At 67.8% G+C, this 18,442-nt stretch carries 23 protein-coding genes and 2 pseudogenes; 16 read left to right on the plus strand and 9 right to left on the minus strand.

Annotated elements, in window-relative coordinates:
* The first annotated feature begins 18 nt into the window (after window positions 1-18).
* The gene (locus ACHMW8_RS11495; RefSeq protein WP_395445623.1) at window positions 19-1,437 is read left to right on the plus strand and encodes an NAD(P)(+) transhydrogenase (Re/Si-specific) subunit beta; all 1,419 of its coding nucleotides are present in this window, start codon (window positions 19-21) and stop codon (window positions 1,435-1,437) included.
* 159 nt (window positions 1,438-1,596) lie between these two features.
* On the opposite strand, the gene ACHMW8_RS11500 is transcribed toward ACHMW8_RS11495, so the two are convergent.
* Window positions 1,597-1,953: a UrcA family protein gene (locus ACHMW8_RS11500; RefSeq protein WP_125159182.1), complete on the minus strand. Its 357-nt coding sequence runs from the start codon at window positions 1,951-1,953 to the stop codon at window positions 1,597-1,599.
* Between the two features lie 402 nt (window positions 1,954-2,355).
* Here ACHMW8_RS11500 and ACHMW8_RS11505 point away from each other — a divergent pair, with 402 nt between their 5' ends.
* From ACHMW8_RS11505 to ACHMW8_RS11520, 4 genes are all read left to right on the plus strand, one after another.
* Window positions 2,356-3,108 carry a M23 family metallopeptidase gene (locus tag ACHMW8_RS11505; RefSeq protein WP_395445952.1) on the plus strand — a complete coding sequence of 251 codons (753 nt, stop codon included), beginning with the start codon at window positions 2,356-2,358 and terminating at the stop codon, window positions 3,106-3,108.
* 61 nt (window positions 3,109-3,169) lie between these two features.
* Window positions 3,170-4,126 carry an alpha/beta fold hydrolase gene (locus tag ACHMW8_RS11510; RefSeq protein ID WP_125159181.1) on the plus strand — a complete coding sequence of 319 codons (957 nt, stop codon included), beginning with the start codon at window positions 3,170-3,172 and terminating at the stop codon, window positions 4,124-4,126.
* Between the two features lie 38 nt (window positions 4,127-4,164).
* Window positions 4,165-5,082 (plus strand): ABC transporter ATP-binding protein, encoded by a 918-nt coding sequence (locus ACHMW8_RS11515; RefSeq protein WP_395445624.1) that lies wholly within the window; start codon window positions 4,165-4,167, stop codon window positions 5,080-5,082.
* Window positions 5,079-6,509 (plus strand): ABC transporter permease, encoded by a 1,431-nt coding sequence (locus ACHMW8_RS11520; RefSeq protein WP_395445625.1) that lies wholly within the window; start codon window positions 5,079-5,081, stop codon window positions 6,507-6,509. The genes ACHMW8_RS11515 and ACHMW8_RS11520 overlap by 4 nt, the downstream gene beginning before the upstream one ends.
* A gap of 79 nt (window positions 6,510-6,588) precedes the next feature.
* Here ACHMW8_RS11520 and rpsU read toward each other — a convergent pair whose 3' ends face one another.
* Window positions 6,589-6,825 (minus strand): 30S ribosomal protein S21, encoded by a 237-nt coding sequence (gene rpsU / locus ACHMW8_RS11525; protein ID WP_125159223.1) that lies wholly within the window; start codon window positions 6,823-6,825, stop codon window positions 6,589-6,591.
* Window positions 6,826-7,010: 185 nt separating this feature from the next.
* Here rpsU and ACHMW8_RS11530 point away from each other — a divergent pair.
* Window positions 7,011-7,698, plus strand: a pseudogene (locus ACHMW8_RS11530) (COQ9 family protein).
* Window positions 7,699-7,704: 6 nt separating this feature from the next.
* Here ACHMW8_RS11530 and ACHMW8_RS11535 read toward each other — a convergent pair.
* Together ACHMW8_RS11535 and ACHMW8_RS11540 are read right to left on the minus strand one after the other, a co-directional pair.
* Window positions 7,705-8,214 (minus strand): DUF1465 family protein, encoded by a 510-nt coding sequence (locus tag ACHMW8_RS11535; protein WP_395445626.1) that lies wholly within the window; start codon window positions 8,212-8,214, stop codon window positions 7,705-7,707.
* Window positions 8,215-8,397: 183 nt separating this feature from the next.
* A complete protein-coding gene (locus tag ACHMW8_RS11540) occupies window positions 8,398-8,604 on the minus strand; it encodes a DUF1192 domain-containing protein (protein ID WP_125159176.1) in 207 nt (68 codons plus the stop codon).
* 75 nt (window positions 8,605-8,679) lie between these two features.
* On the opposite strand from ACHMW8_RS11540, the gene ACHMW8_RS11545 reads away from it, so the two are divergent.
* On the plus strand, window positions 8,680-9,654 hold the full coding sequence (locus ACHMW8_RS11545; protein ID WP_395445627.1) for an NAD(P)H-quinone oxidoreductase: 975 nt from the start codon (window positions 8,680-8,682) through the stop codon (window positions 9,652-9,654).
* A 150-nt stretch (window positions 9,655-9,804) separates the two neighbouring features.
* Window positions 9,805-10,518 (plus strand): DUF1013 domain-containing protein, encoded by a 714-nt coding sequence (locus ACHMW8_RS11550; RefSeq protein WP_125159174.1) that lies wholly within the window; start codon window positions 9,805-9,807, stop codon window positions 10,516-10,518.
* Window positions 10,519-10,598: 80 nt separating this feature from the next.
* Here the strand turns inward: ACHMW8_RS11550 and ACHMW8_RS11555 are convergent, their stop codons facing one another.
* On the minus strand, window positions 10,599-10,772 hold the full coding sequence (locus tag ACHMW8_RS11555; RefSeq protein WP_125159173.1) for a YdcH family protein: 174 nt from the start codon (window positions 10,770-10,772) through the stop codon (window positions 10,599-10,601).
* A 129-nt stretch (window positions 10,773-10,901) separates the two neighbouring features.
* On the opposite strand from ACHMW8_RS11555, the gene ACHMW8_RS11560 reads away from it, so the two are divergent.
* The 3 genes and pseudogenes from ACHMW8_RS11560 (at window position 10,902) to ACHMW8_RS11570 (ending at window position 12,297) form a co-directional block, all read left to right on the plus strand.
* The gene (locus ACHMW8_RS11560; protein WP_395445628.1) at window positions 10,902-11,543 is read left to right on the plus strand and encodes a UbiX family flavin prenyltransferase; all 642 of its coding nucleotides are present in this window, start codon (window positions 10,902-10,904) and stop codon (window positions 11,541-11,543) included.
* Window positions 11,521-12,010: pseudogene (locus tag ACHMW8_RS11565) on the plus strand (TIGR02444 family protein). Before ACHMW8_RS11560 ends, ACHMW8_RS11565 begins: the two are co-directional and overlap by 23 nt.
* A gap of 59 nt (window positions 12,011-12,069) precedes the next feature.
* Window positions 12,070-12,297 (plus strand): YdcH family protein, encoded by a 228-nt coding sequence (locus ACHMW8_RS11570; protein ID WP_395445629.1) that lies wholly within the window; start codon window positions 12,070-12,072, stop codon window positions 12,295-12,297.
* A gap of 60 nt (window positions 12,298-12,357) precedes the next feature.
* Here ACHMW8_RS11570 and ACHMW8_RS11575 read toward each other — a convergent pair whose 3' ends face one another.
* Together ACHMW8_RS11575 and ACHMW8_RS11580 are read right to left on the minus strand one after the other, a co-directional pair.
* Window positions 12,358-12,726, minus strand: a complete 369-nt coding sequence (locus ACHMW8_RS11575; protein WP_125159170.1) for a response regulator — start codon at window positions 12,724-12,726, stop codon at window positions 12,358-12,360.
* A gap of 101 nt (window positions 12,727-12,827) precedes the next feature.
* On the minus strand, window positions 12,828-13,541 hold the full coding sequence (locus tag ACHMW8_RS11580; RefSeq protein ID WP_125159169.1) for a GGDEF domain-containing protein: 714 nt from the start codon (window positions 13,539-13,541) through the stop codon (window positions 12,828-12,830).
* A 213-nt stretch (window positions 13,542-13,754) separates the two neighbouring features.
* Here ACHMW8_RS11580 and purE point away from each other — a divergent pair, with 213 nt between their 5' ends.
* The 3 genes from purE to ACHMW8_RS11595 all read left to right on the plus strand — a co-directional run bounded on the left by purE (window position 13,755) and on the right by ACHMW8_RS11595 (window position 15,946).
* Window positions 13,755-14,246, plus strand: a complete 492-nt coding sequence (gene purE / locus ACHMW8_RS11585) for a 5-(carboxyamino)imidazole ribonucleotide mutase (RefSeq protein ID WP_395445630.1) — start codon at window positions 13,755-13,757, stop codon at window positions 14,244-14,246.
* Between the two features lie 6 nt (window positions 14,247-14,252).
* On the plus strand, window positions 14,253-15,338 hold the full coding sequence (locus ACHMW8_RS11590; RefSeq protein ID WP_395445631.1) for a 5-(carboxyamino)imidazole ribonucleotide synthase: 1,086 nt from the start codon (window positions 14,253-14,255) through the stop codon (window positions 15,336-15,338).
* 89 nt (window positions 15,339-15,427) lie between these two features.
* Window positions 15,428-15,946: a GNAT family N-acetyltransferase gene (locus ACHMW8_RS11595; protein ID WP_395445632.1), complete on the plus strand. Its 519-nt coding sequence runs from the start codon at window positions 15,428-15,430 to the stop codon at window positions 15,944-15,946.
* On the opposite strand, the gene ACHMW8_RS11600 is transcribed toward ACHMW8_RS11595, so the two are convergent.
* Complete coding sequence (locus tag ACHMW8_RS11600; RefSeq protein WP_099581283.1) at window positions 15,943-16,182, minus strand: helix-turn-helix transcriptional regulator; 240 nt, start codon at window positions 16,180-16,182, stop codon at window positions 15,943-15,945. The two genes, ACHMW8_RS11595 and ACHMW8_RS11600, sit on opposite strands and share 4 nt — an antisense overlap.
* Window positions 16,182-16,682, minus strand: coding sequence for a DUF2975 domain-containing protein (locus tag ACHMW8_RS11605; RefSeq protein WP_125159165.1), 501 nt, complete (start codon window positions 16,680-16,682; stop codon window positions 16,182-16,184). The genes ACHMW8_RS11600 and ACHMW8_RS11605 overlap by 1 nt, the downstream gene beginning before the upstream one ends.
* A gap of 94 nt (window positions 16,683-16,776) precedes the next feature.
* On the opposite strand from ACHMW8_RS11605, the gene ACHMW8_RS11610 reads away from it, so the two are divergent.
* Window positions 16,777-17,709, plus strand: a complete 933-nt coding sequence (locus ACHMW8_RS11610) for an ABC transporter ATP-binding protein (RefSeq protein ID WP_395445633.1) — start codon at window positions 16,777-16,779, stop codon at window positions 17,707-17,709.
* Window positions 17,709-18,434: an ABC transporter permease gene (locus tag ACHMW8_RS11615; RefSeq protein WP_395445634.1), complete on the plus strand. Its 726-nt coding sequence runs from the start codon at window positions 17,709-17,711 to the stop codon at window positions 18,432-18,434. Before ACHMW8_RS11610 ends, ACHMW8_RS11615 begins: the two co-directional genes overlap by 1 nt.
* The last annotated feature ends 8 nt before the right edge of the window (window positions 18,435-18,442 follow it).

Consider the following 18,442-nt stretch of genomic DNA (forward strand, 5'->3'; position numbering starts at 1 on the left):
TCAGGGGGAACTCACATCATGAACGCCAATCTCGCCGCCATTCTCTACATCGTCTCCGGGGTGCTGTTCATCCTCGCGCTGCGTGGCCTTTCCAGTCCCGTGACCAGCCAGACGGGCAACCGTAACGGCATGATCGGCATGGCCATCGCCGTCGGCACCACCCTGGCCACCCTGTGGAGCCAGGGCGCGCTGGACGTCGTGACCCTGGGCCTGATCCTGGGCGGCGTCGCCGTCGGGGGCGCGGTCGGGGCGGTCATCGCCCGCAAGGTCGCCATGACCTCGATGCCGCAGCTGGTCGCCGCCTTCCACTCGCTGGTCGGCATGGCCGCCTGCCTCGTGGCTGTGGCCGCCATCTATACGCCCGCCGCCTACGGCATCGTGGGCGAGGACGGGCATATCCACCTCAACAGCCTGATCGAGCTGTCGCTGGGCCTGGCCATCGGCGCCATCACCTTCACCGGTTCGGTCATCGCCTTCGCCAAGCTGAACGGCAACATGGGCGGCGCGCCGATCCTGCTGCCGGCCCGTCACCTGCTGAACATCGTCATCGCCCTGGCCATCGTGGCCCTGGTCGTGGTGCTGGTGGTCAGCGGCGGCGCGGCCATCTGGGCCTTCTGGGGCATCTTCGCCCTGTCCCTGCTGATCGGCGTCACCCTGATCATCCCGATCGGCGGCGCGGACATGCCGGTCGTCGTGTCGATGCTGAACAGCTATTCCGGCTGGGCGGCGGCGGCCCTGGGCTTCACGCTGGAAAACACCACCCTGATCATCACCGGCGCGCTCGTCGGGTCGTCGGGTGCGATCCTGTCCTACATCATGTGCAAGGGCATGAACCGCTCGTTCGTCTCGGTGATCCTGGGCGGCTTCGGCGCCGACGCCGCGGCGGCCGGCCCGGGCGGCAAGGTCGAGAGCCGTCCCGTCAAGCAGGGCAGCGCCGACGACGCGGCCTTCATCATGAAGAACGCCAGCAAGGTCATCATCGTCCCGGGCTACGGCATGGCCGTTTCCCAGGCCCAGCACGCCCTGCGCGAAATGGCCGACAAGCTGAAGGAGGAGGGCGTCGAGGTGAAGTACGCCATCCACCCCGTCGCGGGTCGGATGCCGGGCCACATGAACGTGCTGCTGGCCGAGGCCAATGTCCCCTATGACGAGGTCTTCGAACTGGAGGACATCAACAGCGAGTTCTCGACGGCCGACGTGGCCTTCGTGATCGGCGCCAACGACGTCACCAATCCGGCCGCCAAGACCGACCCGACTAGCGCCATCTTCGGGATGCCGATCCTGGACGTCGAGAAGGCCCGCACCGTCCTTTTCGTCAAGCGCGGCATGGCCTCGGGCTATGCCGGCGTCGAGAACGAACTGTTCTTCCGCGACAACACCATGATGCTGTTCGGCGACGCCAAGAAGATGGTCGAAGGCATCGTGAAGGGGCTTTAGGCTTCTCACCGTTGGAAACGACGAAGGCCCTGGCGGTGACGCTGGGGCCTTTTTCGTGCGCTCTTTCCGGTTCCCGAACGAAACAAAGGCCCCAGGGTTACCTGGAGCCTCTGTCGCGGGGTGTGGGGGAGTGGGTGTTTTGGTTGGTCGTGCTCAAGCTCACTTGGCGGCCAGCTCGACCGCGTTGCTGCGGGCGGCGAAGGCCAGGGCCTTGCGTTGCTGCTTGGGCAGTTGAGCGTTCACTTCGCGATGGACGTCGGCGACACAGGCGCCCAGCGAAACTTCCAGGCCTTGGCTGCTGCGTTGCTTGGCGTGGCACAGGGCCTGACCGGCGGTGTCGATGCGGGCCTTGAAGATCGCGGCTTGCGACGGGCTCGACAGATCCAGGTCGGCGAACGAGACGGTGACGACCGGTTCGCGCTCGGCGGCGTTGGCGGCTTGGGTCAGGCCCAGCACCGGCACGGCGGCGAGGCTCAGGCTGGCGACGGTGGTCAGGCTCATGATGAACTTGCGCATTTGAAGTATTCCCTCTGGCTGGGCGCTATTCGCTGCGCCGATGAATACTGTTTATTGCTGAGGGTTCGCGAAGTCTCGTTACGTCTCATTCATGACGCGCAATTAAAGAAGTGTCCTGAGTTTAATGAAATGAAGTTTCTGTAATATTTTACGATTACATGACGCTTGTTGATTGAATGTCGATGCGATCGCGGCATGGTTAGCGAATGGTTAAGCCGCGCCCTGTTTTCGCCCCATGCGACATTCATACACCCCGGCCATTCACCATCCCGAAAGGTCAAGCATGAGAGCTAGACGCGCGAGGCGCGGTCCTCTCCTTGACCGAATGTCCGAGAGGAAAGCGGTTTGATCCCCAAGAGCCTGGTTGTTCAGTCGCCGCACGCGCGCGTCGCCTTCTTCACCATGCTGGGCGTCGCGGCGATGGCGGGGGCGCTGAACGGCGCGGCGGCGCTGGGCGAGTGGGTGTCCCGTGCGGCCCCCGTCTCGAATCCGAAGCCCGCCATCGTTCCCACCGCGCCGACCGTCGAGGAGGAGCCGGCAGTAGAGCCCCCTCCGCCAGCCTACCGGTTCGACGCGCCGCTGCCCGGCCGGGTCGTCAACTCGCCGTTCGGCCTGCGCCAACTGCCCTGGGAAGAGAATGGTCGCCTGCATCAGGGCGTCGATATCGCCGCTCCCAGCGGCGCGGCGGTCAAGGTCGCGGCCGACGGCGTGGTCAAGGCCACGGGCCTGTCGCCGACCTACGGCCGTTATGTCCAGGTCATGCACAAGGGCGGGCTGACCACGATGTACGCCCACCTCGCCGGGCCGGCGAAGGGCGTCAAGCGCGGCGTCTATCTGCGTCGCGGCGAGACCGTCGCCTATGTCGGCAATTCGGGCCGCTCCACCGGTTCGCACCTGCATTTCGAGATCCGCAACGGCGACAAGGCTCTCAACCCCAGCTTCTTCCTGGGACGCAGCTTCGCTGAGGCTGACGACCTGCCGCTGAAGGCCGCCAGTCGGGTGTCCAGGAAAGTGCGCCTCGCCACCGTCTCCAAGTGGCCGAAGGGCGTGACCCAGGCCGGCAAGAACGGGATCACCGTCACCCGCGTCAAGGGCGGGCGCGTGCGCGCCACGATCCCGGTGGTCGGCGGCTCGATTCCCAGCGTCGCGGGATAAAACTCCGCTCAGAGAGCATCGTGTTCTCGACGCGTCACAAAGCGTTACTACATAGAACGCCATGATCCAGTTTCTCGGCCGTGGCGTCGCGGGCTTCGCGCTCCTGCTCTTATCCTATGTCGCGGTCGGCGGGCTGATGAGCGCCTCGGGGGCGACCAAGCCGCGCGGCCAACTGGTCGAGATCGAGCCTGGACGCAAGCTGCGGCTGGTCTGCGAGGGGCCTCGAAGCGACCGCCCGGTGGTCTGGCTGGAGGCCGGCGCCTTCGGCTTCGCCGCCGACTGGGGCGCCGCGCAGGAGGCCCTGACCGCCGCTGGCTGGCGGTCATGCGCCTATGACCGCGCCGGCATGGGCTATTCGCCGAAGGGCCCCAGCCCGCGCGACGGCATCGCCATTGTCGCCGACTTCGAGAAGCTGGTCGCCGCCTCGGGCGAGCCGGGCCCCTACATCCTGGTCGGCCACTCGATGGCCGGCCTGCGCCTGCGCCAGTACGCCGGGCGCAATCCGGACAAGATCGCCGGCCTCGTGCTGATCGACGCCGCTACGCCCGAGGCCGCCCAGAACCCACGCATGAAGGGCTTCATCGAGGCCTTCGCCAGCATCTCCAAATGGGCCGCGCGCGGCGCTTCGATCGGCCTCTACAAGCCGCTGGTGCACACCCGCCTGGGCGACAAGATCGACCTGCCTCCAGCCGCCAAGGCCGAGAAGGGCTGGGCCTTCGCCAATGGCCGCCACAACCGCACCTCCGCCGAGGAGGTCGGACTGTGGCATGAGGCCTCGCAGCAGGCCGGCGAGCAGCCGGCCTATGATCCGAAGTGGCCGGTCGCCGTGCTGACCGCCGGACCTGTGAAGGGGCGTGAAAGCTGGAAGGACCTGCAGGCCGCCCCGGCCCGCGCCTCCCAGCATGGCATGATCGACCACGTCGAGGCCGCCACCCACACCCTGCTGATCGGCCGCCGCTTCGCCGACCATATCGTCCGGGCCGTCGCCTTCGTGGCCGACGCTCGCCAGAAGGGCTGATACAACTTCCACGAAGTCGATTCGGGGAGGTCGTCATCATGGTCAGCGCCGTCAGCCTGGAGGGCGTCAGCAAGACCTATGACGATTTCCACGCTGTCCAGGACGTCAGTTTCGAGGTCCCCGCCGGCCGGATCACCGGCTTCCTGGGCCCCAATGGCGCGGGCAAGACCTCGACCATTCGCATGATCCTGGGCCTGTTGCCGGTCAGCGCGGGCAGGATCACGGTGCTGGGCGCCGGCGACGCCACCAGGGTCCATGAGCGGATCGGATTCCTCCCCGAGGAGCGTGGCCTCTACAAGCGGATGACCCCGATCGATGCGATCGCCTTCTTCGCGGGGCTGAAGGGCGTGCCGGAGGCCGAGGGCCGCAAGCGGGCCAGGGCGATGCTGGAGGCGCAGGGCCTGGGCTTCGCCATGAAGCGGCCGATCAAGGACCTGTCAAAGGGCATGGCCCAGAAGGTCCAACTGATCTCGGCCCTGGCCCACGAGCCCGAACTGGTGGTGCTGGACGAGCCGTTCTCGGGTCTCGATCCCGTCAACCAGCAGGCCCTGGAGACGATGATCCGCGACATCGCCGCGCGCGGAGCCACGGTGCTGTTTTCCACCCACGTGATGCAGCACGCCGAGCGCCTTTGCGACAAGGTCGTGCTGATGGCGCGGGGGCGCAAGGTGTTCGACGGCGATGTGGCGACGGCCCGCCGCGCCGCGCCCCGGGCGCTGGTCCTCGAGGGTGAGCTGTCGACCGAGCAGGTCATGGCCTTGCCGGGGCTGGGCGCGGTGACGTCCGAGCCGCTGCCGGACGGCGGGTGGCGTCACGTGGCGGTTCTGCCGGAGACGAGCGCCGGCCAGGACACCCTGAAGGCCGCCTTCGCCCGGGACCTGGCCCTGCGCCGGTTCGAGCTCAAGGAGCCCAGCCTGCATGACGCCTTCATCGTCCTGACGGGAGACCGGGCATGAGCCGCCTGCTGAAGATCGCCCGCCGGGAATACCTGGCCTATGTCCGCACCGTCGGCTTCTGGCTGTCGATCATCGCCCTGCCGCTGGTCATCGGCGTCAGCGCCACCGCGCCCCTGATGATGATGAAGACCGCCAAGCCCGAACGATTGGCCATCATCGATCTGACGGGCCAGAACCTGGGGCCCGCCGTCGCCAAGGCGATCGTCGAGGACCAGAGCCGCGCCTCGGCCCGCGCCCTCCGCGCGGCGGCCCTGTCGGCGGCTGGTCCCAAGGCCCAGGAGGCGGTCGGCAAGGCCCAGGCCAGGGGCGGCGAGGCGGCGGGACGGGAGGCCCTGGCCGCCTTCAACCCAACCGCCGCGGCGCGCTTCAAGCCGCCGCGCGCCAAGGCGATCGTCCTGCCGGCGTCTCCCCAGGCCCAGGCCGCAGCGACGCCGCGTGAGGCGGGGCTGGTCGCGCGTCGCGACGTCGCCGACAAGCGCCTCGATTCGGTGCTGATCCTCAGCGGTCGCGACGACGCCATCGTCATGGACCTGTGGAGCCGCAACCTGGGCGCGCCGGTGCTGGAGAACGACCTGCGCCAGGCCGTGAGCGGACTCATGCGCGAGCGCGCCCTGGCCCGCGCCGGGGTCTCGGCCCAGGTTCTGAAGGCCGCGGACGGTCTCAAGCCGGCCTTCAACAGCCTGTCGCCCAAGGCCGCTTCGGGCGAGAAGGTCAGTCTGCGCGACCGTCTGCCAGCCATTGTCGGCTTCGCGGCCGGGATGCTGCTGTGGTCGATGGTGCTGACCGGGGCCAGCATCCTGCTCAACAGCGTGATCGAGGAAAAGTCATCCAAGATCCTCGAGGTGCTTCTGTCGTCGGCCTCCGTGCCCGAGATCATGGGCGGCAAGATTCTGGGCGTGGCGGGCCTGACCCTGACCGTGCTGGGAATCTGGGCCATGGCCGGCTGGCTGGCTCTGATCAACTTCGCGCCCGGATTGGCCGGAGACCTCGCGGCCGTGCTGCTGGGCAAGGGCCTGGTGTTCTATTTCGGCGCCTATCTGGTCGGCGGCTATCTGATGTACGCGGCGCTGTTCGCGGGCATCGGGGCCTTCTGCGAGAGCCAGCGCGACGCCCAGACCCTGCTGGGGCCGATCATGATGGTGATGACCATCCCGGTGGTGTTCATGAGCCAGGCCATCCGCTCGCCAGACGCGCCGATCCTGAGCGCACTGTCCTGGTTTCCGCCCTTCACGCCGTTCCTGATGCCGGCGCGCATCGCCAGTGATCCGCCGCTGGTTCAGGTGGTCGGGACCACGGTTCTGATGGCCGCGACCGTGGCGGCGATCATCGCCTTCTCGACGCGCGCCTTCCATGTGGGGGCCCTGGCGACGGGAAAGGTGAACCTGAAGACCCTGATCGGCCTGATCCTGGGGAAGCAGGCGGGGTAGGGCCTGGACCCCAAAACGACGAAAGCCGCGCGGATCGCCGCGCGGCTTTCGAAATCTTCGAAGCTGAAGAGGCCTGGTCTTAACGACCAGCCGGCTTCTTCGGCATCGGCAGCAGACCTTCGCGCTGGGCGCGCTTGCGGGCCAGCTTGCGGGCGCGACGGACGGCTTCGGCCTTTTGGCGCGCGCGCTTTTCCGACGGCTTCTCATAGTGCACGTGCCGCTTCATTTCGCGGAACGAGCCTTCGCGTTGCATCTTCTTCTTCAGAGCCTTCAGGGCCTGATCGACGTTGTTGTCGCGGACGAAAATCTGGACCAGGGGTATCTCTCCATTCGACAGCCCGACCAATATTCCCAAGTCCCTCTTGAGGGGCCGGGCGGGCGAACAAAACCGGGTAACCTGAGAGGGGTTCTCCCAGGCGATGAGGCGGGGCTGATAGCAGAGCGAAGGGCCGCTGTCCATGCGCGACGCGGCCTAAACACCGGTATAAACTCGGATTCATGATGCAAACCGCTCAGACCTCCGGCGAGACCGCCGGCCAAGCTTCCGATCAAACGGCTTCTTCGTGGGCCGACGCCGCCGAGCAGCGCGTGCTGGACGAGACCCTTCGCCTGGCCCCGAGGGCCGGCTGGAACGCCGGTCTGGTCAGTCGCGCCCTTGCGGCGGCGGGTTTCAGCGACGCCGAGGGCCAGCTCCTGCTGCCCGAAGGCCCGCGCGACCTGGCCGCCCTGCTGTCGCGACGCCATGACGCGGTCGCGCTAGGCAAGTTGCGAACGTTCGATCTGGCCACGTTGAAGATACGCCAGAGGATTCGCGAGGGCGTCATCGCCCGCCTCGAACGCGGCCCAGGAGAATGCCGATGTGCTGCGCCCGCTGGCCGCCTTCATGGCTTTTCCCACCAACCTGCCGCTGGCCCTGCGGCTGACCTGGGAGTCGGCCGACGTGATCTGGCGGTGGGCCGGCGATGTGGCGACCGACGAGAACCACTATTCGAAGCGGGCGATTCTCTCGGGCGTCCTGATCTCGACCCTGGCGGTCGACATGGCCTCTGGCCGCGCCTCGGCGCTGTCGCACCTGGACGCGCGCATCGACAACGTCATGGCCTTTGAGAAGTGGAAGGCGGGTCTCAAGCCAATGGACCTAGCCAGCGAGATGGTCTCGGCCCTGGCTCGGATGCGGTACGGAAAATAGGGGGGCTCAGCCCCCGAACGCCGCCGCCAGGCGTTCGAAGTGGGCTTGCACCGGGCGCGGCGCCTCTTCGTTCGGCGATTCCACGTACATGCGACGGTCCAGGTGGCGGACCCGCTCATACAGGCGCTCGGAGCGCTGCAGCAGGTTCATAAGGCCGAAGGGCAGTTCCTCGACGGCCGGCGGTTCGCCCGCGGCCTCCTCGCCCAGGCGATAGCTTTCGGCGCATGCGGCTTCCGGCGGCATCTCGCCCTCGCGCACCGCGCGCTGCACCAGCAGCCACGAGGCCACCTGCATCAGACGGGTGGTCAGGCGCATGCTCTCGGTGGCGTAGCCCAGGGCGGCGTTGCGGGAGAGGATCTTGCTGTCATGCCGGCCGGCGCCATCGAGATAGGCGGCGGTCTCCTCGACCAGCTGCATGCCTTCCTCGAACGTGCGGTCGAACAGTTCCGATCGCGCGAAGTCCTGGATCACTCCAGCACGCCAAGGCGTGTCCGCGAACGCGTTCACTTCGGTCATAGCTACCCAATGCCCCTCGAAAGGCCGCGAGGACGTCTCGCTTGGCGGAGGGAGTGCAACCCCCGTGCCAGAACGCGCCGTCCCGTTGCGACCCACCCCCTTCGATCGACCATACTCACGAGCGTCAGAAGGCGGATGACCGCTTAAGACGTCAGTAACCTCACCGAAACCTTAAAATAAGCCTTAGTCCAGGCGACCAAACAGCGCATTGGCGGCGTCGCGGCCGGCCTTTTTCTTGGCGAGCTGGGTCTTGGTGCGCTCGATTTCGGCCTGCAGGGCCGCGATGCGCTCCTCCAGTTCGGCGACGCCGTAGACCTCCAGGTCCTCGTGAGTCGTCTCGCTCAAGGCGTGTCCGTTGAAGGCGCGAGGTTCGGCGGGCTCTTCGAACATCGGCTTATCTCCCTTTTCCGTCGGCCATCTGACGCCTACCTAGGGTCCAAGGCAAGCATGAGAGGGACCCCGGGCATGGCCGGAACGATGACCGCGATCGCGATCGAAGGCGGCAAGGGCGCGGCCGAGGCGCTGAAGCCGGTGGAAGTCCAGCGCCCCGAGGCCGGGGCTGGGCAGATCCTGATCAAGGTCGCGGCCGCGGGCGTGAACCGCCCCGACCTCCTGCAACGCATGGGGTTCTACCCGCCGCCGCCTGGCGCGCCCGAGACCTTGGGTCTGGAGGTCGCGGGCGAGGTCGTGACCGGTTCCGGCCGCTGGAAGGTCGGCGACAAGGTCTGCGCCCTGCTGGGCGGCGGCGGCTATGCCCAATACGCGGTGGTCGATGCTCGCCACGCCCTGCCGATCCCCAAAGGCCTGGATCTCGTCCACGCCGCGGCCCTGCCCGAGACCGTCTTCACCGTCTTCGCCAATGTGTTCGAGCATGGCTCCCTCAAGGCCGGCGAGACGCTGCTGGTTCACGGTGGAACGTCCGGAATCGGAACAACCGCGATCGCCATGGCCAAGGCGGCCGGCGCCAAGGTCATCGCCACGGGACGCGGCGCCGACAAGAAGGCCAAGGCCCTGGAGCTGGGCGCCGATATCGCCATCGACGCCAAGGCCGAGGACTTCGCCGCGATCGTCAAGGCGGCCGGCGGCGCCGACGTGGTGCTCGACATGGTCGGGGCCAGCTATTTCGACAAGAACCTCGAGGCCCTGAACGTGGGCGGCCGCATCGTCTACATCGCCAGCCTCGGCGGCCCCGTGCTGGAAGTGCCGGTGATGAAGATCATGCAGAAGCGGGCGGTGATCACCGGCTCGACCCTGCGGCCCCGCTCGGTCGACGAAAAGGCGCGCCTGGCGGCCGAGGTCGAGCGCGTGGTCTGGCCCTGGATCGAGGCAGGGCAGGTCAGGCCGCTGATCGACGCGACCTTCCCGCTCGCGGACGCCGCCAAGGCGCACGCCCACCTCGAAGCCGGGGAGCACGTGGGCAAGGTCGTGCTGACGGTCTAGCGCCGGAATCTAGACTGCGGATTCACGCAAAGCTCTGGCTTTGCTTTCGTTTGCTTGATCCCCGTTCCCTTTTTCCGAGAACCGGATTATAGCGTTCGTCAACATCCCGCCCGGCCGAAAGGCCGGGCGCCGTCATTTCTGGAGGACCGCATGTCCGACATTCTGATGCCCAAGGCGACCGCCGTCTGGCTGGTGGACAACACGTCGCTGAGCTTCGAGCAGATCGCCGATTTCTGCGGCCTTCACCCGCTGGAAGTGCGTGGCATCGCCGACGGTGAAGTGGCGCGCGACATCCGCGGCGCCGATCCCATCGGCAACGGCCAGCTGACCCGCGAAGAGCTGGACAAGGCCCAGGCCAACGACGCCTATCGCATGAAGGCCCAGGTCAGCCGCCACGCCGAGCTGCTGAAGCCCCAGAAGAAGGCGCCGCGCTACACCCCGGTGTCGCGTCGTCAGGACCGTCCTGACGCCATCGCCTGGTTCCTGCGCCACCACCCGGAAGTGACCGACGCCCAGATCTCGAAGATCCTCGGCACCACCAAGGCTACGATCGAGCAGGTCCGCGGCCGCACGCACTGGAACGCCGCCAACATCAAGCCGATCGACCCGGTGACCCTGGGCCTGGTGGGCCAGCTGGAGCTGGACGCCCTGGTCAAGAAGGCGGCCGAGAAGAAGGCCAAGGACGACCTGAAGAAGGGGATCCTGCCGGAAGACCCGACCCTGCGCCCCGCCTCGGAGGCCGGCCAGTTCGAGCCCGAGGTCGAGGAAGAGGAAGAAGACTTCCGCGCCAAGCGCGGCGACCTCAAGGCCGAGGACGTGTTCGGCCAGTCGTCGGGCTATGTGGACGAGGAAGACGAGGACTAAGCCTCGCTTCCGAGCTGAAAAAGCAGAGGCCCCGCTCCTTCCGGAACGGGGCCTCTCGTTTTTCGGCTGCTTCTCAGCAGCTAGTGAAGTCGCGCCCTAAGGCCCTCGATCTCCTCCTTCAGCCGAAGCTTCTGCCGCTTAAGCTCCCTAAGCATCGTACCGTCACAACCGGGTCGATTGGTCTCCTCCTGGATCTTGCGATCGAGCCCCTCGTGACGGGTCCCAAGCTCGCGGATACGGGATTCGATGGCCATGGCTCTCGGCTCCTTGCTGTTGGAGAAGAAAGTGAACACCCGCTGCGCGGCGCTGTCAGATCACATATGATTGCAAGCGGCTCCGCTTGACGTGGCCGAGTTTGCTCCCAAGACGGACGAAAATTTACCATGACGGACGTTTTGAAGGCCGCGGATCGCCCCAGGCTGGTCGTTGGAATTTCAGGAGCTTCCGGCGTGGTCTACGGCGTCCGGACCCTGGATGCGTGCCGCGAACTGGGCGTCGAGAGCCACCTCGTCGTCTCCAGGTCGGCGGTGCTGACCCTGCAGCAGGAGACCGGCCAGTCGGTCGCCGAGCTCAACGAGCGGGCGGATTTTGTCCATCGCGTGAGCGACATTGGGGCGGCCATCGCCTCGGGCTCGTTCCGGACCCTGGGGATGGTCATCGCGCCCTGCTCGGTGCGGACGATGAGCGAGATCGCCACCGGCGTAACGTCCTCGCTGCTGACCCGGGCCGCCGACGTCACCCTGAAGGAGCGGCGGACCCTGGTGCTGATGGTGCGCGAGACGCCGCTGCACCTGGGTCATCTTCGGACCATGACCAAGCTGGCCGAGATGGGCGCGGTGATCGCTCCGCCGCTGCCGGCCTTCTACGCCAAGCCCGCCTCGATCGCCGAGATGGTCGACCAGTCGGTGGGCCGGGCGCTGGATCTGTTCGACCTCTCCTGGCGGCCGGTGAAGCGCTGGGGCGAGGACCTGGAGACCATCCGGGAGACCCTCTCCGGCAAGGATGCTCAAGGCGAGGAGGGTTAACGCCGATGCGGCTGTGGGACTGGGCTCTGGAGGTCTATGCGCGTCAACCTGTCGCGGAGGCCTGTCTGCACCTGCAGGACGCCCACGGTCAGAACGTACCCTACCTGCTCTGGGCCGCCTGGATGGCCGGGGAGGGGCGGACGGCCGACCTGAAGGACGCCGCCAGGATGATGCGGACCTGGGACGCCGAGGTCGGCGCGCCCCTGCGCGGCGTGCGCCGGGCGCTGAAGCCCTCGCGGCCTCCGGTCGATGACGTCGCCAGGGAGGCCTTGCGAGACGCCGTGAAGGCCGTCGAGCTCAAGGGCGAGCGGGTGCTGATGGAAAGCCTGGAGGCTCTGAGCGGTCCTCCGGGCGCGTCAGTCCCGGTGCTGGACGGTCTCGTCGCGGCCGCCGCGGCCTCCGGCGACCCGCCTCGCCGCGCCGCTTTGGAAAAGCTGGCGGCCGCGCTTGAAAAGTCCACGTGCTGAGCGCCTTTACGGCTCGTCAGCCTTTGCTATCTAAATCCCTATTGGGGCCCACCTGAGATATGTTCATGAACGACGATGATCCGTCGGAAGACACCGACATCGCGATCGAACGTCGCCTCGCCGACCTGCGCGAGGATCACAAGGATCTCGACGACGCTATCCGGGCCTTGGAAGAGCGCTACCAGCCCGACATGCTGCAGATCGCCCGGCTGAAGCGCAAGAAGCTGGCGCTCAAGGACGAGATTGGCCGTCTGGAAGACCAACTGACCCCGGACATCATCGCGTAGAGGTCGGACAGGCCGCCTCGAAATCCGGAGCGCGTCTGGCGACCCTCGGTCTCGAACGCGTCAGGCGGCGATCTCGGTCTCGGTCGCTTCCAGCTCGCGGACGGTCCGCAGCAGGCGACCCGGGGTAATCGGCTTTTCCAGCCGCGCGTCAGCGTGCTGATCGTCCTTCAGCAGACGCGCGTCCACGGCCGAGGCCATCAAGGTCATGGCGCCGGGGCGGGCCTTGCGCACGGCGCTGACCAACTCGCCGCCGCTCATGCGCGGCATCGCGTGATCGGTGATCACCAGGTCGGGCTTGAACCGGTCCAAGGCCTCATAGGCTTCCTGGCCGTCCCGACACAGCAGGACGTCAAACCCCGCCTCGGTCAGGGTGATTTCGTAGATCAGCGAGAGGACAGGGTCATCCTCGGCGATCAGAATACGCTGCATCCGTCCCACGCCCAGTCATGCTTAACAGACTATGAAGATCTGTTACCGCGACCGACGGGGGTCGTCGCCGTGCGATAAGGTCGCATTCCCTGGAGTTGTCGTCAGGCTTGCTTCCGCTTGCGGACGAACATGGCCGCGTCGGCTTCGGCGAGGGCTTCTTCGGGATCCGCGCCGGGCTCGATCTCGCGCACGCCGTAGGAGATGTGCAGCGGGGCCGACCACTCGCCGAATTCGACCGGCGCGGAACGAACGGCGTCGGCCAGGCTCTGGGCCTTGGACACCGCAGTCTCCTTGTCGGCTTGGGCCAGCAGCACGGCGAACTCGTCGCCGCCCATGCGGCCCACCACGTCGCTCTCGCGGACATTGGCCAGCAGGCGCTTGGCCACCGCCTTCAGGGCCTCGTCGCCAGCGGCGTGGCCGAAGCGGTCGTTGACGGCCTTGAAGTTGTCGAGGTCGAAGAACACCACGCTGGCCGGCGAACCGTAGCGCTGGGCGAAGGCGGAGACGCGCTTCATCTCGCGCAGGAACGCCCGGCGGTTCAGCACCGGCGTCAGCACGTCCATGTCGGCCTGAGCCTGAGCCTCGTTGAGACGCAGCTTCAGCATCGCGACCTCGTTCCGCAGGTCGTCGATTTCGGTCATCAGGGTCTGCAGGGCCTCGATGACCTTCGGAGTCATGTCGGCTTCCGTCAGGCCCAGGAAGGCGGCGCTGTCCGGAGCCGTCACCTCGCGCGCCGTGACCTGAGCCCCGGCGCGCGCGAGGGCGCGCTTGCGGATGGCGGCGAAAGGTTCGGTCCGGGCGCCGGAGATCTTCATGACTTCACAGGGAATCGTTAAGGCACAGCTACAGCAAGGTTAACGGGAACGCCGTTCGACGCAATTGGGGGCGCCGATAAGCCGCAGGCGCGAAAGGACGCGCCCACTCTAAAGGCGGCCACGGAACGTTTTGTGTCGTTTTGGGCTTGCCGGCGCCGGCGGAGGCGCATACGGGGCGGCTTTCCGACGCTCGCCGAAAAAGAGACGACGCCGATGACCCAGACCCCCCCGCCCGTCGCCATCATCATGGGCAGCCGCTCGGACTGGCCGACTATGAAGGGCGCCGCCGACGCGCTCGACGCCCTGGGCGTGGCTTACGAGGCTAAGGTCGTCTCGGCCCACCGCACCCCCCAGCGCCTGTTCGACTTCGCCACCGGGGCGGAAGCCGCCGGCTACAAGGTGATCATCGCCGGCGCCGGCGGCGCGGCGCATCTGCCGGGCATGGCGGCCTCGATGACCAACCTGCCGGTGCTGGGCGTGCCGGTGCAATCCAAGGCGCTCAGCGGCCTCGATTCCTTGCTGTCGATCGTCCAGATGCCGGGCGGCGTGCCGGTGGCCACCCTGGCGATCGGCGAGGCCGGAGCCAAGAACGCGGGCCTGCTGGCCGCCCAGATCCTGGCCCTGTCGGACTCGGCCTTGAATCAGCGCCTGTCGGCCTTCCGCGCCGCCCAGACCGACAGCGTCGCCGAGAGCGTCGAGGACTAGGACCCTATGGCTGAGTTTCCCCTCGTTCCCGGTTCGACCATCGGCATCCTCGGCGGGGGCCAACTGGGCCGCATGCTCGCCCAGGCCGCCGCCCGGCTGGGTTTCGATGTCGTCATCCAGGATCCGGAAGAGAATTCGCCCGCCGGCCGGGTCGCCGCCCGCCAGATCGTCGCCGCCTATGACGACCGCTGGGCGCTGAAGCGTCTGGCCGAGGCCTGCGACGTCGTCACCTACGAGTTTGAGAACGTTCCGGCCGACACGGTGGCGGAACTGGCCGCCCTGGGCGCGATAGTCTCGCCGGGCGCCAAGGCCCTGGCCGCCGCCCAGGACCGCGTGGTCGAGAAGAGCTTCCTGGCCGAGATCGGCGTGCCCACCGTGGCCTTCGCCCCGGTTCAGGACGGCGAGAGCCTGGCCGCCGCGGTCGCCAAGATCGGCGCGCCGTCGCTGCTGAAGACCCGCCGCGATGGCTATGACGGCAAGGGCCAGGCCTGGATCCAGAAGGCGGTCGACGCCGAGGCGGCGTTCGAGAAGATCGGCCGGCGCGCGGCCATCCTCGAGGCCCCCGCCGACTTCGGCCGCGAGCTTTCCGTGATCGCCGCCCGCGGCCGCGATGGCGAGATCGCCTGCTATCCCCTGTCGGAGAACCACCACGAGGGCGGCGTGCTCAAGCGCACCGTGGCCCCCGCCAAGGTCACGCCGGCGACCCGCGACCAGGCCGAGACCATCGCCATCAAGATCCTCACGGCGCTCGACTATGTCGGGGTGATCGGGGTGGAGCTGTTCGAGCTGGCCGGCGGCAAGCTGCTGGTGAACGAGTTCGCCCCGCGGGTCCACAATACGGGCCACTGGACCCAGGACGGCTGCGAGGTCGACCAGTTCGAGCAGCATATCCGCGCCGTCGCCGGCTGGCCGCTGGGCCCGACCGCCCCGCACCACCATGTCGAGATGACCAACCTGCTGGGCGGCGACGTCGAGGCCTGGCGCAAGCTTGCCGCCGAACCGGAGACCCGCGTCCACCTCTACGGCAAGGGCGAAGCTCGGCCGGGGCGGAAAATGGGGCATGTGAACCGGCTGCGGCCGCTGCGGGACTAGGTGGCGGCGGCGCGCCGCCCTTGCGGGGCTTGGCGGTCGCCGGGAAGCGCCTAAGGTCGAGTGACGAAACTTGGCCTTGGGGATACGCCATGTCGCCCACGCTCGAAACCGAACGCCTGATCCTGCGCGTCCCGGTCCAGGACGACTTCGACGCCGGCTGGGCCGAGTTCCACGGCGATCCCGAGTGCATGCGCTATCTGGGCGGCACCGTGCCGCGCAGCATCGCCTGGCGCGCCATGGCCCAGGTGGTCGGCATGTGGCCGCTGCGCGGGTTCGGGACTTTTTCGGTGATCGAGAAGGCGACCGGTCGCTGGGTCGGTCGCTCCGGTCCCTGGCAGCCGGAGGGCTGGCCGGCGCGGGAGGTCGGCTGGATGCTGCACCGATCGGCCTGGGGTCGGGGTTACGCCACCGAGGCGGCCGGCGCCTGCCTGAAGTTCGTGTTCGAGGATCTGGGCTGGACGTCGGTGGCCCACATGATCCACCCGGACGATCTCGGCTCTCAGGCCGTCGCCGCCCGACTGGGCTCTCGGCTGATCCGCATGGTCGACCTGCCGCCGCCGATGGACGTGGCCGGCCCGACCCAGATGTGGGGCCAGGACGCGCCTTAGTCCCCGTCGTCGGGCGCGGTCAGGTCGGACGGGTCGAACGCGTAGTCCAGCAGGTCGCCCGGCTTGCAGCCGAGGGCCGCGCACAGCCGGGCCAGGGTGCGGAAGCGGATGCCCTTGACCTTTCCCGAGCGGAACAGGGACAGCTGGGTCTCGCTGAGGCCGACCTCCTGGGCAAGGTCGCGGGCTTTGAGGCCCTTGGCGACGATCAGGGCGTCCAGGGTGACGCGAACGGGCATCAGATCATCTCGTCGAGTTCGGCCTGCGCCGCCAGGGCCTGGTCCATGACCCGGCCCAGCAGGAAGAGGGCGCCGCCGATCATGCCCAGCGTCATGCCGGCCACGTCGAAGTTCAGATAGCTGCCCTTGGTGAAGCCGACCAGTCGCATCAGGTTGCTGACGATGAAGACGCTGGCCACGCCGCCGACGCCGAGAGCCAGGCCCACCCGGCGCAGGGCCGAGGGTAGGGCGGCTTGGATCAGTCGTCCCTTGGCGATCTGGCCCATCGCCCGGCCGATCGACCACACGCCGAACAGGTAGCAGACGGCCGGCGCGTTCTGGATCGTCACCGCCAGCATGATGTCCGGCCGCAGCGGCCTGTGCTTCACCAGCGCGTAGAGGAGCGGAAAGCCCCAGGCCATCAGGGCCAGCAGCAGGCCGACGCTGACGACCATGAACACCGCCAGCCAGCGGAACTGGCGGCACATGCGGCGGAATTTCTCGACGTCCTTGGCGTTCATGGCGGCCTCCCAACCTGTCGCATCTTTAATCTTGACTTAAAGGCGACCGCTTCGCAACTTTATATCTGACTTAAACGAAAGTGAGCGCCGCCGCATGTCCGTCGCCATCGAGACCGAAGGCCTGTCCCGTCGTTTCGGCCCCCGCCTGGCGGTCGACGGCGTCGCTATGACCGTGCCCGAGCGGGCCGTGTACGGTTTCCTGGGCCGCAACGGCGCGGGCAAGACCACGACGCTGAAGATGGTGCTGGGCCTGATCCGTCCGACATTCGGTGCGGCCAGGGTTTGTGGCCTGGACGTCGCCCGTGACCGGATCGGCGCGGCGCGCAAGGTCGGAGCCTTGCTGGAGGCGCACGGCTTTTACGGCAACCTGACCGGCCGGGAGAACCTGGCCTTGACCGCGACCTCGCTGGGCTGCCCGACCCGCGAGATCGATAGGGTGCTGGAGGTCGTCGAAATGCGCCCCGACGCCGGCCGCAAGGTCGCCGGATACTCCCTGGGGATGCGCCAGCGCCTGGGCCTGGCCCGCGCCATGCTGGGCGCGCCGCCGGTGCTGGTGCTGGACGAACCGACCAATGGGCTGGACCCCGACGGCATCACCGACATGCGCCGCTTCCTCAAGAGCCTGCCCGAGCGCACCGGCGCCACCGTGCTGCTGTCCAGCCACCTGCTGGGCGAGATCGAGCAGACCGCCACCCACGTCGGCGTCGTCAATGACGGTCGGCTGGTGCTGGAGGGCGAGCTTTCGCGGCTCAAGGCCGACCTCGCGCCGGAGATCGTGTTGCGCACCGGCGACGATGCGCGAGCCGCAGCGCTGCTGCGCGGCCATGGTCTGAACGTCCGCGTCGCCGACAGCCTGACCGTCGCCCTGGACCCCGGCGACGCCGTCGACCCGGCCGTGGCCGGGCTTACCGCCCTGCTGGTCGAGGCCGCCGTCCCGGTCTTCGCCATCGGTCCCCGCGCCCAGTCGCTGGAGGATATCTATCGCCGCGTCGCCGTTCCTGCCCCCCGTCAAGTCGAGGCCGCCTGATGCTCGCCGCCCTGTCCGTCGAATTGCGCAAGCTGAACCGCTCGCTGGCCGCCGTGCTGGCCGTGGCCGCGCCGTCGCTGATCGCAATCTTCGCCTTCTTCAACCTGCTGCGCGCCGACAAGGCCCCGCCCTGGGCGATGTTCCTGCAGGCCTCGACGGGCATCTGGGCCTATTTCATGCTGCCGATGAGCGTGACGGCCCTGACCGCCCTGGTCGCCCATATGGAGCACGGACCGCGCAGCTGGGATCATCTGCGCGCCTTGCCGGTCCCGCGCTGGCGACTCTACGCGGCCAAGGCGGTCTGCGTGATCGGGATTGTCGTCATCATGACCGCCCTGAACCTGGTGCTGACCTTCGGCGCGATGTCCCTGGCCGGGACCATCAAGCCGGCGGTGGCGCCGATCGGCGATCCGGATCTTTCCCGCTTGGCCCTGCTGAACGCCAAGGTCGTGGCGGCGGCCCTGCTGCTGATCGCCATTCAGTTCTGGACCGCCGTGCGCTTTTCCAGCTTCGTGCCGACCCTGGCGCTGGGCATCGGCGGGACCTTCTTCTCGGTGGTGGCGACCTCGGCCAAGGAGGGGGTGTTCTTCCCCTGGCAGATGCCGGTCAACATGCTGGCCAGGGAGGCGTGGCGCATCGACACGGCCCTGGCGCTGGGCGGCGGACTCGGCCTGGTCGCCCTGATCGCGGCCATCGCCCATCTTGCGCGACGCGAGGTGTTGTAACCCCGCGC

Source organism: Caulobacter sp. UC70_42 (assembly GCF_044056025.1).
Lineage (GTDB): Bacteria > Pseudomonadota > Alphaproteobacteria > Caulobacterales > Caulobacteraceae > Caulobacter.